The organism is Flavobacterium facile, assembly GCF_036321945.1.
Taxonomy (GTDB): Bacteria; Bacteroidota; Bacteroidia; order Flavobacteriales; family Flavobacteriaceae; genus Flavobacterium; species Flavobacterium facile.
In genome coordinates this window covers 21,040-37,607 of sequence record NZ_JAZAYT010000035.1, presented here as the reverse complement: position 1 = coordinate 37,607, position 16,568 = coordinate 21,040, and the positions used below count along the sequence as shown (strand labels likewise).

Sequence of the window (16,568 nt, the reverse complement as noted above, 5' to 3'; positions counted from 1 at the left end):
AAGGTTTTTCCAACCTTGTAGGTTTCTAAATAAACAAATTATGAAAAATAGAATCATCAGAGCCATCGCAGGAAGTTTTGTACTAATAAGTATTTTACTTTCCATTTATGTCAACCAAAATTGGTTGTGGTTCACAGCCTTTGTGGGTGCTAATTTATTACAATCTTCTATCACCAAATGGTGTTTAATGGAAGATATTTTAGACAAATTAGGCGTGAAAGATTAAACAAAAAGCCGTTCTGATTATACAGAACGGCTTTTTTAATTTAGTTTTAAAACCAGCTTACACCACTTTTAAAATATAATAATTCTTTTTTCCTTTTTGTAATAAAACGAAAGTATTAGCAATTAAATCGTTGGTAGAAATTACGTATTCTTCTGTTACTTTTACTTTGTTCACAGAAACTGCATTTTCTTTTAACGCTCTTCTGGTTTCATTTCCTGAAGATAAAAATCCAGTTTTTACAAACGCATCTACAATTGGATAACCTGCTTCAATTTCAGCTATAGTTACTTCCGCTTGATCTAAACTTTGGAAAACATCTGTTAAGGTTTTTAAATCCAATTGTTTTAAATCGTCCACTGTTGGTTTGAAGAAAGCTTGTGAAGCAAATACCGCTTTTTCATGTTCTTCTGCACCGTGAATCATAACGGTTAATTCTTCGGCTAATTTTTTCTGTAAGACACGTAAATGTGGTGCTTCAGCATGTTCTGCTAATAAAGCATCAATTGTTTCTTTATCTAAGAACGTGAAAATTTTAATGTATTTTTCTGCATCAACATCAGTTGTATTGAACCAAAATTGGTAAAATTCGTATGGAGAAGTTTTATCCGCATCCAACCAAATGTTTCCTTTTTCCGATTTTCCGAATTTCGAACCATCTGCTTTGGTGATTAATGGGCAAGTCATCGCGAACGCTTTTCCTTCCGTTTCAGAATCTACGTTCATTCTTCGGATTAATTCCGTTCCAGTTGTGATATTTCCCCATTGGTCACTTCCACCCATTTGTAATTTACAATTGTGGTATTTGTGTAAATGATAAAAATCGTATCCTTGAATTAATTGGTAGGTGAACTCTGTAAAACTCATACCTTCACCTTCACCAGACAAACGTTTTTTTACAGAATCTTTACTCATCATATAGTTAACGGTAATGCGTTTTCCTACTTCACGAACGAAATCAATGAACGAAAACTCTTTCATCCAATCGTAATTGTTGACTAAAACTGGTGCTTGTGCATCGGTAGCATTGAAATCTAAAAAGCGAGATAAAACACCTTTAATTCCTTCTACATTACGATTTAAAGTAGCTTCATCTAATAAATTTCTTTCGTTTGATTTTCCTGATGGATCACCAATCATTCCTGTTGCACCGCCGACTAAAGCAAACGGCTTATGTCCGAATTTACGCAAGTGCATCAATAAAATAATTGGCACTAAACTTCCAATATGTAACGAATCTGAAGTTGGGTCAAAACCAATATAAACTGCTGTTGGTTCTTTTAAAAGTTGCTCTTCTGTTCCTGGCATGGCATCGTGTACCAAACCTCTCCATTGTAATTCTTCTATTAAATTCTTCATTTTATTTTTTTATTATTTCTTCAACCACAGCATCTGGGTCGTCATCATTTTCTAAAATATCAATTCTTGGTTCTTTCAATTCTTGTTCGTTAGCTAAACTTCTGTTTAAGGATAAAACCAAACTTGGCAATAAAATTAAATTGGTTAACATTCCGAATAATAACGTGATAGAAACCAAACCTCCTAAAGCGACTGTTCCACCGAAATCCGATAAGGTAAATACCGAAAATCCGAACAATAATACGAAAGAAGTATAAAACATACTTGGTCCTTCTTCTTCCAAAGTTGAGAAAATCGATTTTTTTATTTTCCAATTATTTCGAATTAATTCTTGTCGATATTGGGCTAAGAATCGTATGGTATCATCAACGGAAAGTCCGAATGCAATTCCGAAAACCAAGATAGTTGACGGCTTAATTGGAATGCCTAAATAACCCATTAAACCAGCTGTTGCTAAAAGTGGTAATAAATTCGGAATCAACGCTACAAAAATCATTTTCACCGAACGGAATAAGAAAAAGATTAAAGCGCCGGTTAATGCTAATGCAAAAAGCAGTGATTCAATTAAGTTTTCTAATAAATAACTCGTTCCTTTTTGAAACAGTAAAGCTTTTCCTGTGATTGTAACCGTAAAACGTTCTTTCGGGAATAATTTATTAATTCTGTCATTCAATTTTTCTTCCACTTTTACCATTTCGTCTGTGCTGACTTCTCTCATAAAAGTCGAAATTCTAGCATATTGACCGGTTGAATCTACATAACTTTTTAGCGGATTATTTTTACTGTCTTTCGACGAATTTTTCAAATAAGGTAAAATAAAAGCTTGTTCTTGCGAATCGGGTAAATCATAAAAAGCTGGATTTCCGTTGTAATACGCTTGTTTCGAAAACTTCACTAAATTGACAATAGAAACCGGTTTTGAAAGTTCTGGAATTGCTTCAATTTCGGATTGTAACTCGTCCATTTTTTTCAAAGTTGAAATTTTCATCACACCTTTTTTACGTTTGGTGTCGATTAGTATTTCAACAGGTAAAACGCCTTTAAACTCTTTTTCGAAGAAACGAATGTCTGCAAAAAAAGCATTGTTTTTTGGCATGTCTTCTAAAATACTTCCAGAAATATTGATTTTATAAATTCCAATAATTCCAATAATTAGAATTCCAACAGCAACTCCATAAACTCTTACATTGTGGTATTTTACTTGGTCAATAATCCAATTTTTGAAGTTGACTAAATAACCACGTTCCAAATGTTCCAAATGTTTCGCTTTTGGAATCGGCATGAAACTGAAGAAAATTGGAATTACGAATAAACTCAGCACAAAAAGCGCCATGATGTTTATTGAAGTTACGATACCAAATTCTTGTAATAATTTATTGTCGGTAATAATGAATGTAGCAAAACCAACAGCTGTCGTCACATTTGTAATAAAAGTTGCGGTTCCTACTTTGGTTAAAACACGTTGTAAACCTTTAGCTCTGTTTCCATGCGCACGCGTTTCTTGATGGTATTTATTGGTTAAGAAAATACAATTCGGAATTCCAATAATGACGATTAACGACGGAACTAAAGCGGTTAAAACAGTAATTTCGTATCGCAATAATCCTAAAAATCCGAAAGACCACATTACACCAATCATCACCACAAAAAGCGCCATCATAGTAGTACGGAACGAACGGAAAAAGAAATAGAAAAGCAACGAAGTGACTAATAAAGTCGCACCAATGAACAAGCCAATTTCACTAATAATCGCTTTGGCATTCATGGTTCTAATATAAGGCATTCCCGAAACCTTGATGTCGGTTTTAGCCGTTTTCTTAAACTCTTCTATAGCGGGAATTAGTTTGTTTAAAACGAATTCTTTTCTTTCTGGTTTGTTTACAATATCTTTTTTCAGATAAATAACACTTCTAACCACACCACTTTTTTTATTGAACAATAGGCTTTCGTAAAAAGGCATTTTGTTTAATAAATCTTGTTTTTTCGCATTCAAATATGCGGCATCAGCCACTTTATTTTGATCTATAAAAGGTTTGGTTTGAAAGGTTTTTAAAGTATCGTTTTTAACTAAATCTAAAATTTCATTAAAGGATAAAACGCCATCGACTTCTTTGTTTTTCGCAATAGAAGCCATCATGTTGTTCCATGCTTTAAACGTTTCGGGTTTAAAAACATCGGAACTTTTAACCGCAAAAATGATCACATTACCTTCTTCACCAAATTTCTTTAAGAAATCGGTGTAAGCAATATTGTCTTTATGGTCGTTTGGTAATAAATTGGCTTCGGTTTGAGTAAAACGTATGTATTTCCATTGCGTCGCCATAAAAATGGTGAATAACGCAATAAACAAAAGAACCCAATGTCTATTTCTTAAAAGCTTACTTGCTACAAAATTCCAAAAATTGGTGTTTAACCACTTCGTCATCATATAAATTTAGGGTGCAAAGGTAAGAATTATGGTGAAATATAGGCGAAATTTGAGTTAAAAGATGGGAATTATGAAAATTTTTTAACCAGATTAGTTATGTGAGATTTGTTTTCGAAAAGCTATATTTTGAATTTTGAGCTATAATATGATTATATTTAGAATACTTAATCTCTAATGATTACTAAATACCAATTTTTATCTAATTGTTTAATATCAATTTCATTCGTTTTTTTACAAACCAATTGTTCTTTAGAATATCTAAAATTAACAGACTGAATTACATAATCACATTGATCAGTTTTAATAAAATTAATTTCATATTCGCCACTTTCGAAATCTCTGCATTTTCGAATGTTGTTTATCTTTAAATTCAAAAAATATTTATTAATATGACTATCAATACTTTCTTTATTTTCAATGAATTTATTTAAAATATAATTATACGTTTTTTTGTTTTTAAAAAAACACTTTTCAATTTTATTAATTTCAATTTCGCAATTTTCTTTTTTATTGCAAGATGACATCAATAAAGCTAAAAAGGCAATAAAATAAATCTTAGTTGTTTTTACAATTTCAAACATTAATTACATGATTTATTATTTCATTTAAATCCCCAAATTTAGAGTAAATGCCAATTTTATGGCAATATTTTGGTCGAATTTAGGCAATTGATACGGGCCATATCTATAATACGTAGACAATCCGAAGCCTTTAAAAATGTTTTGGAGTTCAAAACCGCTTTCATAAAAACCTTTTTCCATGGTTTTAAAAACAATGCCTTGATGGTTTTCTGGATGTGAAAAATCACCAAATGCGACTTTACTTCCCAAGATTAAAGTAGGTTTAATACTTTTCGAAATTTGCAATTTATTAAAGTAATGTTTCAATTGAAAAAGCGAATATCTATCGGAATAAAATTCATTAAAATACATCGTTTCAAATGACGTCTTATTTGCAAATGTAATGCGACTCAAAATCGCTTCTCGGTCTAAATTATTTGGTGCGACGCTATACAAATGAGAAAGGGGTGCATTGCCTAAATTCAATCCAGCTTGTAGTAAAAAAGTGGTTTTTTGTCCTGATAAATGTTTTTTCTCTTGAAAAATACGTGCATCAATTTTGGTGAATTCGATGTTGTCGCTCAATACATTTGGAATTGCGTGTGAAATTTGTAAAATCACTTTCGGATAGCCTTTTTCCACTTCTAAAATTTCTTGAGGTGCTTGTAAAAACTTACTGTTGGGCGACCATTCTAAACTTAAAGTCGCTAATGTTAAATTGTATATATGGTTCGATTTACTTGGAGTAATAAAATCGTAATTAAAAAGCGGATTGATTCTCGAGCGATTTATTTTCAAAGTAGTTTCCACTTTAGAAATAAATTTCGATTCGAAAGTCAACTCATAAGATTGATGATTGTAAAACGTTGAAAGATTAAAAGGGCGCGGATCAAAAAGTTTATAGCGTTTGTTGTCTGCTAAAAGGGTTAAGTCGGCAAATTCTGTAATGTCATCAGTAAATGCGCCCGAAATCCATGTGTCGGTATTTTTAGAAACTCGGAATGAACTTCCAATTTGGCTTTTAAAAATGCCGTCTTTTGTGCCGTATGCACCATATCCAAATAGTTTAAATGATGATGAAAGTCGGTCATTAGTTTGTAAACCAATACCTAATCGGAAACCTTCATAATTATTAAATTTAAACAAATCTCGTGCACGAACATCTACAATACCAAATGGGATTTGTCCGTTAATCAATTTTTTTCCGAAATAAATTTTTCTTTCAATTTTGGTTGCTGTGACCAAACTATCTAAGGTTTGATAGGTGTTTTGCGAACGAGTATCTAAAGTATCATTGGCGATAGTATTAAAAAAAACGGTATTGGGTTTTGTAGCACTTTTGTCAATATGAATTTGATAATGTTGTTTTTTTGGCTTTTCTGTAAAGTTATAGTCTGTAAAATCTCTGTCAATTTTCACATACAAATTATTCGAATAATCGAATTTTTTAGAAGAAGTGCTCGTTAAATTATCAAACGTAACTGTTTCTCCTAAAAAATCTATATTGTGTTTGCCTTTTCCTTTAGTAACATATAAACTCTGTGAAACAGGAAACCATGATTTCCCATTATTAAACCAACCAAAAACTGTTTCTGTTTTTACATTAATAACACTGTATATAAAAAAAGTGCTTTTGGTAATAGAAAATGTTTTTAAATTGACTGTTACAGAACCTTTTATTTGGTTTTTAAAGATGTTTTTTTTCGATTCAAATTGTAGTACGATTTCTTTGCCTTCATAAGTTGTAATTGTGTCGGTAATTTCGAATTTATATTTTTTTGAACCTTCTGTTGTAAAAGGGTTTTGAAACGTAAACTGTAGAATTTTTAAGTGTTTTTTACTCAAATCAAAAGGCATAAATTCTTGACCTAATAATTCGTAAACAGGTTGTTTTAAACCCGCCATTTTTAAACCTATAATAGTTTCTTTTTTCCTTCCTTTAGTTATAGAAATGGAAGATACTTTTTCGGTTTGATACAGATGTTGTTTGGTAATAATTTTCTTGAATTTGTAGCTAGAAGAATCAATTGTAAACTTCTTTTTTTTCTTATTTTTGAAAATCGTATCAATTTTAGCAGAAATAGAATCAGGCGGAGCGGAAATGATTGATTTTTCGTAAAAAGAATAACTAAAATCAACAGCTTTTAAATTGTTGTTATTTTGAATACGAATGATATTATTCACCAGTTTCATTGTGTTTTCCTCCTGCTTTGAAGTATTCTTCTGAGCTATTGCTCCAAAAGAACTTAAAAACAAAATCCAAAACAATATCCTCATAAACTAGTAATTTAAAAGCAAATATACAGATAATAAAAAAGCGTCCAATTTCTTGAACGCTTTAATTTGATATTTATGAAATTATTTCGCTTCGTTGAAACGTCTAGTCACTTCATCCCAATTAATTACATTGAAAAAAGCTTCCACGTAATCTGGTCTTCTATTTTGGTAGTTTAAGTAATACGCGTGTTCCCAAACGTCTAAACCTAAAATTGGCGCTCCACCGCAACCAATTCCTGGCATTAATGGATTGTCTTGGTTCGCTGAAGAACAAACTTCTACTTTTCCACCTTTTTGTACACAAAGCCAAGCCCATCCTGAACCAAAACGTGTTGCAGCAGCTTTCGCAAATTCCGCTTTAAAAGCATCAAATGTTCCGTAAGCAGCGTCAATAGCAGCCGCTAATTCACCTGTTGGTAAACCACCACCGTTTGGAGACATTACTGTCCAAAATAAATTGTGATTAAAAAAACCACCACCATTATTTCTAACTGGCATGTTGTTCATATCTAAATTCGCCATGATCGCTTCAATAGATTGATTTTCTAAATCTGTTCCAGCAATAGCTGCATTTAAATTTGTAGTATAAGCATTATGATGTTTCGTATGGTGAATTTCCATAGTTCTCGCATCAATATGTGGTTCTAATGCATCATATGCATAAGGTAATTGCGGTAATTCAAAAGCCATGATATATATTTTTAAATGATTAATTATAATTTTCAAATTTATAACTTTAACTTTGAAAATAAAAATGCATATAGAGTTATTTAACATCTTATAAACTTAATTAAATTCAAAATAGTAGCCACGAATTTTCGAATTTTTAATATTGATTCGAAGTAATTTTATTCGAATAATTATCGACTATGTCGAATACTAATTTTTTAAATGATATTTTTACATTCGTGAATTCGTGGCAAAAAAACAACAAAAAATATGGCATTTCAACTTTATAACGCTTCAGCTGGTTCTGGAAAAACATACACGTTAACAAAAGAATATCTTAAAATTCTTTTAGTCGCGCCAGCCAATGATGCCTATAAAAAAATCCTAGCGATTACGTTTACGAACAAAGCCGTAGAGGAAATGAAAAGCCGAATTGTAGAAAGTTTAATCGCTTTTACAGAAGAAGAAGTTTCAGAAAAAACAGCTGATTTCATGCAAGAAATTGCTTCGGAAATTAAGCTGGATGTGCATTCTATAAAACTGAAATCGAGAAAAATTTTAAAGAATTTAATTCATAATTATGCCGCTTTTGATATTTCAACTATCGATAAATTTACGCATCGAATCATCCGAACGTTTACGCACGATTTAAATTTACCTACGAATTTTGACGTCACACTTGATACAGATGAATTATTAAAAAACGCCATTGATGTAGTCGTTGCTAAAGCGGGTGAAGACCAACAATTGACCAATATTTTAATCAATTTCGCCAAAAATAAAACGGATGACGACAAAAGTTGGGATGTGACTTTAGATTTATACGAAGTTTCGAAACTGATTTTAAACGAAGAACATTTTTTCAATTTCGGTAAATTGAGCGATAAATCGGTGGAGGATTTTTCTAAAATTGCAGAAAAAATTAAGCAGAAAATTGAAAGCAATACATCCAAAATCAAAGAAAATTCTAAAAAGATTTTAGATGATTTTACTTCACATAATTTAACCAAAGACGATTTTGATCGTGGGACTTTTTACAACCATATTGTGAATTTGTTTCACGAAAAAGCAACAGATTACGATTTTGTAAATGCCAGAGAAATTACAGTTCCAAAAAAATCAAATAATTTAGAAGTTGTGGAAAGTTTTTCCGCTTCTTGGAAGCAAAAATTAACGATTATTTACAGCGCTCAAAATGAAAATGCGTTGTTCGATTTGATTATCAAAAACATGATTCCGTTATCATTAATTAACGTGATTTATCAAGAATATAAGCAGTTACAAGAAGATCAAAATGTATTGTCTATTTCCGATTTCAATACGATCATTCACAACGAAATTAAAGACCAACCCGCACCGTTTATTTACGAACGTTTGGGCGACAGATACCGTCATTATTTTATTGACGAATTTCAAGATACGTCGCAATTGCAATGGGAAAATTTTGTTCCATTAATTGATAATGCTTTGGCGAGTGAAGATTTAGATGGCACAAAAGGTTCACTTATGATTGTGGGCGATCCGAAGCAATCTATTTACCGTTGGCGTGGTGGAAAAGCGGAACAATTTATCGATTTAAGTAACGATGAAAATCCGTTTTCGAACAAAGACAAACGTGTAAAAAATCTACCAAAAAATTACAGAAGTTATTCGGAAGTCATTGCTTTTAATAATCAATTTTTTCAATTTCTTTCTGGTGAATTTACCAATGAAGCCTATCAAAAATTATATCAAGAAACGGCTAGCCAAGAAGTTAATGCTAAAAAAGGAGGATTTGTTTCCGTAAGTTTTTTAAATGACGATATTGAGATTAACGATGAAATTGCCGATGATGAAAATATCACGGAAAAAGACAAGCAATATTTATCGAAAACTTTAGAGATTATTCAAAATTCTATTGCGAACGGATTTGAATATTCTGACATCGTTTTACTTACTAGAAAAACCAGAAATGGTGTTTTGTTGGCGAATTTCTTAACCGAAAATAACATTCCTATTATTTCATCAGAAACTTTGCTGATTCAGAATGCTTCGGAAGTGAAATTCATTATCAATTTCTTAGAATATTTGGATAGCGCGAACAATCAAGAATCGAAAATAAATTGGTTGTATTATGTGGCGAAAGAAAAGGTTTCTAAACCAGAAATTCACCAGTTTATTTCGGAAACTAAAGATTTGTCGGAAACGAATTTAGAAAAATATTTAGCCGATTTTAATTGTGCGATTTCTTTTGAAAATTGTAGAAAAAAATCATTGTACGAAGCTGTTGAAAATATCGTTCATGTCTTTTTAAAAGATAAAACTACGATTTCTTATGTGCAATATTTCTTGGATTTAGTTTTAGAAAGAAACGTAAAATATCAAACGAGTATTGCCGATTTCTTAGAGTATTGGAAAAAAACCGGATTCAAACAAAGTATTCCATCGCCAGAAGGTGAAAAAGCGATCCGAATTATGACCATTCATAAATCGAAAGGACTAGAGTTTCCTGTCGTAATTTATCCGTTTGCCGATGATAGTTTAAATCCGAGGAGCAATAATATTTGGATTCCAATGGAAGACGAAAGTGTAGATATGCCCCAAGCTTTGGTGAAAAATACGAAAGTTTTAGAAAAGTATAACGACACCACCAACGAAATTTATCAAACCAAATCGCAAGAAGAAATTTTAGATACGATTAACGTTTTATATGTGGCCTTAACGCGTGCCGAAGAACAATTGCATATTATTAGTAGTTATAAAGTCACTTCAAAAGGAGAAATTTCAACTTCAAAAACATTAGCCACGTATTTCATCAATTTCTTAGAACAAAAAGCGAATTTCTCTATTGAACAAAAAGACTATGTTTTCGGAAATTCGGAACGACAATCGCAACCAAAGTTATTTTCTAAAAATAAAGCGGAAATTCATGCCGTTGCTAATGCGTTAGATTTTTCATCCATTAAAATTGCGAAAAAAGAAGCGTTAATGTGGGGAACTTTGCAACAAGATGCGATTGAATTCGGAAATATTTTGCACCAGATTTTATCGTACATTGTTACTAAAAACGATTTGCAATTCGCCTTGACGAAAAGTTTGGATGAAGGTTTAATTCAACATTCACAAAAAATCATTTTCGAAGAAAAAATCAATCAAATTATAAATCATCCTGAATTGGTAGATTTCTTTAATCCGAATTATACCGTTTTTACCGAACACAATATTATTTCACCAAATGAAATCAATTTAAAACCAGACAGATTGGTGCTTCATAATAATGAAGCTTTCCTAATTGATTATAAAACAGGATTGCCAGAAGAAAAACATAAAATGCAAATTGAAAACTATGCACGTGTCATTGAAAAAATGAATGTAAAAGTGAGTAAAAAAGTGTTACTATATATAGGAGAAGAATTAAAAATTATACATTTGTAAAAAATACAACTAACGATACCATATTATGTACGGAAAAATTCAAGAGCATTTGCAAAACGAGTTAAATGCGATTCAACAAAACGGATTATATAAAAAAGAAAGAATTATTACTTCGCCACAAGGTGCGGAAATAATTGTAAATGGTGAAACAGTTTTAAATTTCTGTGCGAACAATTATTTAGGATTGTCTTCTCATCCAGAAGTGGTACAAGCAGCAAAAGACGCTTTGGATTCTCATGGATTCGGAATGTCGTCGGTGCGTTTCATTTGTGGAACTCAAGATATTCATAAACAGTTGGAAGCTGAGATTGCCGATTTCTATGGAACAGAAGATACGATTTTATATGCCGCAGCTTTCGATGCGAATGGTGGTGTTTTCGAACCTTTATTAGGAGAAGAAGATTGTATTATTTCGGATAGTTTAAATCACGCTTCTATTATTGATGGGGTGCGTTTATGTAAAGCAGCGCGTTACCGTTATGAAAATTCTAACATGGAACAATTAGAAGAACAATTGATTAAAGCTACAGAAGCTGGTCATCGTTTCAAACTAATTGTAACAGATGGAGTTTTCTCTATGGACGGATTAGTCGCGCCTTTAGATAAAATTTGCGATTTAGCAGATAAATATGATGCCTTAGTTATGGTAGACGAATGTCACGCTGCTGGTTTTATCGGTGCTACTGGTAAAGGAACTATGGAAGCAAAAGGAGTAATGGGGCGTGTGGATATTATCACAGGAACATTAGGGAAAGCTTTAGGTGGTGCGATGGGTGGTTATACAACCGCTAAAAAAGAAGTCATTGAAATTTTACGTCAACGTTCTCGTCCGTATTTATTTTCGAATTCTTTATCTCCAGCTATTGTTGGTGCATCTTTAAAAGTATTCGAATTATTGAAAAAAGACAATTCTTTAAGAGATCAATTAGAGTGGAATACGAATTACTTTAAAGAAGGAATGAGAAAGGCAGGTTTAGATTTCATTGATGGCGATTCGGCAATTGTACCTGTAATGTTATATGATGCAAAATTGTCTCAAGTGATGGCAGACGAACTTTTAAAATTAGGAATTTATGTAATTGGGTTCTTTTTCCCAGTTGTTCCTAAAGAAAAAGCAAGAATTAGAGTACAATTGTCTGCTGCTCACACCAAAGAACACCTAGATAAAGCAATCGAAGCCTTTACTTTAGTAGGTAGAAAACTAAATATTATTCAGTAAATTAGTAGTATTTAACTTTTAATTAGGAAAAAAAGCACAAAAGTTTTGTGAATTACAAAAAACATATTACTTTTGTTCGTATTATAACGCATTGTAATTAAATTAAATAAAAAGTATGAAACATCTTAACAAACTATTTGCTGGGGCGTTATTATTAGCTGGATTCGCAGCTAATGCTCAAGACAGCACAAACCCATGGGCAGTATCTTTCGGAGTTAACGCAGTTGACACGAAGATAAGCATGAAAGGAAATGACCACCTTAGATTTGAAGAATTGTACAATCCTCAAGGAAATTGGAACATTATACCTTCAGTATCTTATGTAAATGTTGCTAGAAATGTAGGAGGAAACTTCAGTTTTGGTTTAACAGGATCATTCAACAAAATTACTAAAATGGTTGATCATGTATCAGGAACTGTAAACACTCACACTGTAACTAATCCTGGTGATTTAAATTATTACGGAGTTGATGGAGCAATTACTTACAGCTTCAAAAGTTTATTAAAATCAAAATGGTTTGACCCAACTTTACACTTAGGTGGAGGTTATACTTTCTTCGGTGATGCTTCTGCAGGTACTGTAAATGGAGGATGGGGTTTAAACTTATGGTTTGCTAAAAATGTAGCATTGACTTTAGGTTCTACTTTAAAATATGGTTTCGACGATACAAGAGGAGCTAACGTTGATGTTCCAACGCATATTTTTCACCAAGCTGGTTTAAAATTCCAATTCGGTGCAAAAGATAAAGATGGAGACGGAATTATCGACAAAGAAGATGCATGTCCAGATGTACCAGGTTTAGCAGCTTTCCAAGGATGTCCTGATACTGATATGGATGGAATCCAAGATTCAGCTGATGCTTGTCCAGAAGAAGCAGGTACTCCAGAAATGAATGGTTGTCCTGACCAAGATGGTGACGGTGTTGCTGATAAAGATGATGCTTGTATCGATGTAGCTGGTTTACCAGTATTACAAGGTTGTCCAGATGCTGATGGTGATGGTGTTGCTGATAAAGATGACGCTTGTCCTACTGTAAAAGGAGACAAAGCTAACAAAGGTTGTCCATGGCCTGATACAGATGGTGACAGAGTTTTAGACAAAGATGACAAATGTCCTACTGTTGCTGGAACTGTTGCTAACAACGGATGTCCTGAAGTTTCTGATGAAACTATGAAAAAATTAAATGATTATGCAAAAACTATCTTATTTGATACTGCTAAATCATCTTTCCAAAAACAAACTTACCCTGTTTTACAAGCAATGGTTGCTATCTTAAAAGAGTACCCTACTGCTAAGTTTGCTTTAGAAGGTCACACAGATTCAGATGGTAAAGATGCTTTAAACTTATCTTTATCTCAAAGTAGAGCTGCTGCAGTTAGAACTTATTTAGTTGAAAACGGTATTGCTGCTGACAGATTAACATCTGAAGGTTTTGGAGAAACTAAACCAGTTGCTTCAAACAAAACTAAAGCTGGTAAAGCTCAAAACAGAAGAGTAGAAGTTAAATTAGTAAAATAATTTTTCTCTAATAATATTTAAAAAAGGTCTCAATTTATTGAGGCCTTTTTTTTATCTTTATTGCCATGGATGTATCTTTTTTATCTAAACTGGCAAAAGAATTATTAAGCAATAATTCAACTTCATTATATAACACAAACATCGTTTTGCCCAATAAAAGAGCAAAACTTTTTTTAATTGAAGAATTAAAAAAACAATCTACAGATACCTTTTTAGCACCACAAATAATTAGTATTGAAACTCTAATTGAAGATGTTGCACAACTAAGAGCTTTAGATAATATTGAACTTTTATTTGAGTTTTATATCGTCTATTTAGATATTACAGAGCAATCCAAACAACAAGATTTTGAAAAATTTTCGGGTTGGGCCATAACACTGATGCAAGATTTTAATGAAATTGACCGCTACTTAGTCAATCAAAATGAACTATTTTCCTATTTGTTAGATATTGAACGTATCAAACATTGGACACCAAATATTAACAACCAAACCAAATTGGTTGAAAATCATTTAGAGTTCTGGAAATTATTGCCATTATACTATGAAAAATTTACGCAACATCTTTTAAATAAAAAAGTAGGTTATCAAGGTTTATTATACAGAAAATCAGCTGAGAATATTAATGAATTCTCAAAAAACTTAGAAAGTAAACACTTTGTTTTTGCAGGTTTTAATGCGCTTAATAATGCTGAAGAAACTATCATCAAATATTTACTAGAAAATAAAAAAGCTACCGTTTTTTGGGATATCGATGCGGTTTTCTTAAGAGACGAATTTCACGATGCGGGTTTGTTTTTACGAAGAATTAAAAATTCGTGGAAACACTTTGAAACTAATCCTTTCAACTGGATCATGAATGAGTTTTCCAATGAAAAAAATATCGAAGTAATTGGAACACCAAAATCTATCGGACAAGCTAAAATTGCTGGAAAAATTATTGAAAAAATTGCATTAGAAAATCCTTCTTTGCAAAACACGGCTGTGGTGTTAAGTGAAGAAAATATCTTAATTCCATTGTTGAATTCTTTACCGGTTGAGGTGGAAAATTTAAACATCACCATGGGTTATCCAAGTAAAAATAATCCAGCGCAAATACTAATTTACAAGTTATTCAATTTACATTTAAACGCACAAAATAGAAACAAAAAGCAAAGTGTTTTCTATTATAAAGAAGTGTTAGAAATCCTAAATAATCCTTTAGTGGTTTCAAGTGTGAATGCGAATGAAGTGGTTAAAATTATTAAGAATTCGAATTTAACTTTCATTACAAGTAACCGATTAGCAGATTTATTTTCGAAATATAACTTGCAAGAAAACAAATTGGTTTCTCTTTTATTTTTTGATTGGAATACTTCTGTAGAAGAAATTCTAGAAAAATTAAAAGCGATTCTAATTTACATAAAGGAACATTTAAGTAATCAAAACGAGCAAGATAAAGTTACGAAAGCATTTGTATTTTCGATTTATAACATCGTTATAAAAATTACGAATTACTACGAAACTTATAATAATATTGAAAATTTAGAAATCCTTTTTTCTATTTATAAGCAAGTTATCGATCAAGCACAAGTTTCTTTTGAAGGGGAACCGTTACAAGGTTTACAAATTATGGGAATTTTGGAAAGTCGTGTTTTAGATTTTGAAAATGTGATTATTACTTCTCTTAACGAAGGAAAATTACCTGGTGGAAAATCGAATAATTCATTTATTCCACATGATGTAAAATTGGAAAAAGGATTGCCAACGTATAAAGAACGTGATGCCATTTTTACCTATCACTTTTACCGTTTGTTGCAACGCGCGAAAAATATTTACTTATTGTACAACACGCATTCGGAAGGAATTGACGCGGGTGAAAAAAGCCGTTTCATCACCCAATTGGAGATTGAACATTTACCGAATCACAACTTCAAAAAAGTGTTCTATAATGCGATAAAACCGGATACGATTTATCAACCGATGGAGATTTTAAAAACGCAACCCATTCTGGATAGATTGAAAGAAATCGCCACAATAAAAGGGTTTTCACCATCGGCGTTGACCAATTATTTACGAAATCCGATTCAGTTTTATTACCAACGAATTTTAGGTGTTCGTGAAAATGAAGAAGTGGAAGAAAATGTGGCGGCGAATACGTTAGGAACTATTATTCATGAGGTTTTAGAAAAAATGTATCAACCTTTTGAAGGCACAAATACGCAAATTAAAACGTCAGATATTGATGTGATGATTCAGAATATTGAAGTGTTTACCTTAGAAAAATTTGTAGAAGTTTACAAAGAAGGTGAAATCAAAAAAGGGAAAAACCTGATTGCTTTTGAAGTCGCGAAACGTAATATTTATAACTTCTTACTTCAAGAAAAGCAGAATATTGAAAGTGGTGATGAGCTGTTTATTTTGTCATTAGAAAAGGAACATTCAGCTGAAATTGTTCATCAAAATTTACCATTTCCAATCCGAATAGCTGGAAAAGTAGATAGAATCGAATTGCGAAATAACACCATCCGAATCATTGATTATAAAACTGGAAAAGTACAAGCGAACAAATTAAAAATTAACACTTTTGAAGGGTTGACTTTGGATTTAGCCAATGATAAAATCATTCAATTGTTGTGTTATGCTTTAATGTTTCAGAAAAATGAACTGAAAAGAAACTATAATGTAGAAGTTGGAATTTTTTCATTTAAAAATATGAAAGGCGGATTTTTACCTTTTACTTTTAAAATCGGAAGTGGAAAAAACGCGATTAATGAAACGTTTATTACACCTGTATTTTTGAATAATTTCAAGGAAGAATTGGTGATTTTAGTTGAAGAAATTTTGAATCCAGTCATTTCTTTTAAAGAAGTTTTATAGTTTTTACCGCAAAGACGCAAAGTGAATCGCGAAGTTCGCAAA

At 31.9% G+C, this 16,568-nt stretch carries 10 protein-coding genes; 5 read left to right on the top strand and 5 right to left on the bottom strand.

What is annotated here, in order from left to right; genetic code table 11:
- Positions 1 to 40 precede the first annotated feature (40 nt).
- Entirely contained in the window at positions 41 to 226 is a 186-nt protein-coding gene (locus UEQ13_RS12780; protein WP_329806722.1) for a YgaP family membrane protein, read from the top strand.
- Between the two features lie 57 nt (positions 227 to 283).
- Here UEQ13_RS12780 and tyrS read toward each other — a convergent pair whose 3' ends face one another.
- The 5 genes from tyrS to UEQ13_RS12755 form a co-directional block, all read right to left on the bottom strand.
- Positions 284 to 1,582 carry a tyrosine--tRNA ligase gene (gene tyrS, locus UEQ13_RS12775; protein WP_329806721.1) on the bottom strand — a complete coding sequence of 433 codons (1,299 nt, stop codon included), beginning with the start codon at positions 1,580 to 1,582 and terminating at the stop codon, positions 284 to 286.
- Between the two features lies 1 nt (position 1,583).
- Positions 1,584 to 4,007, bottom strand: coding sequence for an efflux RND transporter permease subunit (locus UEQ13_RS12770; RefSeq protein ID WP_329806720.1), 2,424 nt, complete (start codon positions 4,005 to 4,007; stop codon positions 1,584 to 1,586).
- Between the two features lie 167 nt (positions 4,008 to 4,174).
- Positions 4,175 to 4,591 (bottom strand): hypothetical protein, encoded by a 417-nt coding sequence (locus tag UEQ13_RS12765; RefSeq protein WP_329806719.1) that lies wholly within the window; start codon positions 4,589 to 4,591, stop codon positions 4,175 to 4,177.
- A 24-nt stretch (positions 4,592 to 4,615) separates the two neighbouring features.
- Positions 4,616 to 6,847, bottom strand: a complete 2,232-nt coding sequence (locus UEQ13_RS12760; protein ID WP_329806718.1) for a DUF5686 family protein — start codon at positions 6,845 to 6,847, stop codon at positions 4,616 to 4,618.
- 81 nt (positions 6,848 to 6,928) lie between these two features.
- Positions 6,929 to 7,537, bottom strand: a complete 609-nt coding sequence (locus tag UEQ13_RS12755; RefSeq protein ID WP_329806717.1) for a superoxide dismutase — start codon at positions 7,535 to 7,537, stop codon at positions 6,929 to 6,931.
- A gap of 249 nt (positions 7,538 to 7,786) precedes the next feature.
- Here UEQ13_RS12755 and UEQ13_RS12750 point away from each other — a divergent pair, with 249 nt between their 5' ends.
- The 4 genes from UEQ13_RS12750 to UEQ13_RS12735 all read left to right on the top strand — a co-directional run bounded on the left by UEQ13_RS12750 (position 7,787) and on the right by UEQ13_RS12735 (position 16,526).
- The gene (locus UEQ13_RS12750; RefSeq protein ID WP_329806716.1) at positions 7,787 to 10,930 is read left to right on the top strand and encodes a UvrD-helicase domain-containing protein; all 3,144 of its coding nucleotides are present in this window, start codon (positions 7,787 to 7,789) and stop codon (positions 10,928 to 10,930) included.
- A 25-nt stretch (positions 10,931 to 10,955) separates the two neighbouring features.
- Complete coding sequence (kbl, locus tag UEQ13_RS12745) at positions 10,956 to 12,149, top strand: glycine C-acetyltransferase (RefSeq protein WP_329806715.1); 1,194 nt, start codon at positions 10,956 to 10,958, stop codon at positions 12,147 to 12,149.
- Between the two features lie 115 nt (positions 12,150 to 12,264).
- The gene (locus UEQ13_RS12740) at positions 12,265 to 13,668 is read left to right on the top strand and encodes an OmpA family protein (protein WP_329806714.1); all 1,404 of its coding nucleotides are present in this window, start codon (positions 12,265 to 12,267) and stop codon (positions 13,666 to 13,668) included.
- 65 nt (positions 13,669 to 13,733) lie between these two features.
- A complete protein-coding gene (locus UEQ13_RS12735) occupies positions 13,734 to 16,526 on the top strand; it encodes a PD-(D/E)XK nuclease family protein (RefSeq protein ID WP_329806713.1) in 2,793 nt (930 codons plus the stop codon).
- Positions 16,527 to 16,568: the final 42 nt, after the last annotated feature.

Bases quoted from the DNA above. Each gene is read 5' to 3' on its own strand.
- UEQ13_RS12780 (WP_329806722.1), top strand. From the start codon at position 41: ATGAAAAATAGAATCATCAGAGCCATCGCAGGAAGTTTTGTACTAATA.
- kbl (WP_329806715.1), top strand. From the start codon at position 10,956: ATGTACGGAAAAATTCAAGAGCATTTGCAAAACGAGTTAAATGCGATT.
- UEQ13_RS12735 (WP_329806713.1), top strand. From the start codon at position 13,734: ATGGATGTATCTTTTTTATCTAAACTGGCAAAAGAATTATTAAGCAAT.
- UEQ13_RS12740 (WP_329806714.1), top strand. From the start codon at position 12,265: ATGAAACATCTTAACAAACTATTTGCTGGGGCGTTATTATTAGCTGGA.
- UEQ13_RS12755 (WP_329806717.1), bottom strand. From the start codon at position 7,537: ATGGCTTTTGAATTACCGCAATTACCTTATGCATATGATGCATTAGAA.
- tyrS (WP_329806721.1), bottom strand. From the start codon at position 1,582: ATGAAGAATTTAATAGAAGAATTACAATGGAGAGGTTTGGTACACGAT.
- UEQ13_RS12760 (WP_329806718.1), bottom strand. From the start codon at position 6,847: ATGAGGATATTGTTTTGGATTTTGTTTTTAAGTTCTTTTGGAGCAATA.
- UEQ13_RS12750 (WP_329806716.1), top strand. From the start codon at position 7,787: ATGGCATTTCAACTTTATAACGCTTCAGCTGGTTCTGGAAAAACATAC.
- UEQ13_RS12765 (WP_329806719.1), bottom strand. From the start codon at position 4,591: ATGTTTGAAATTGTAAAAACAACTAAGATTTATTTTATTGCCTTTTTA.
- UEQ13_RS12770 (WP_329806720.1), bottom strand. From the start codon at position 4,007: ATGACGAAGTGGTTAAACACCAATTTTTGGAATTTTGTAGCAAGTAAG.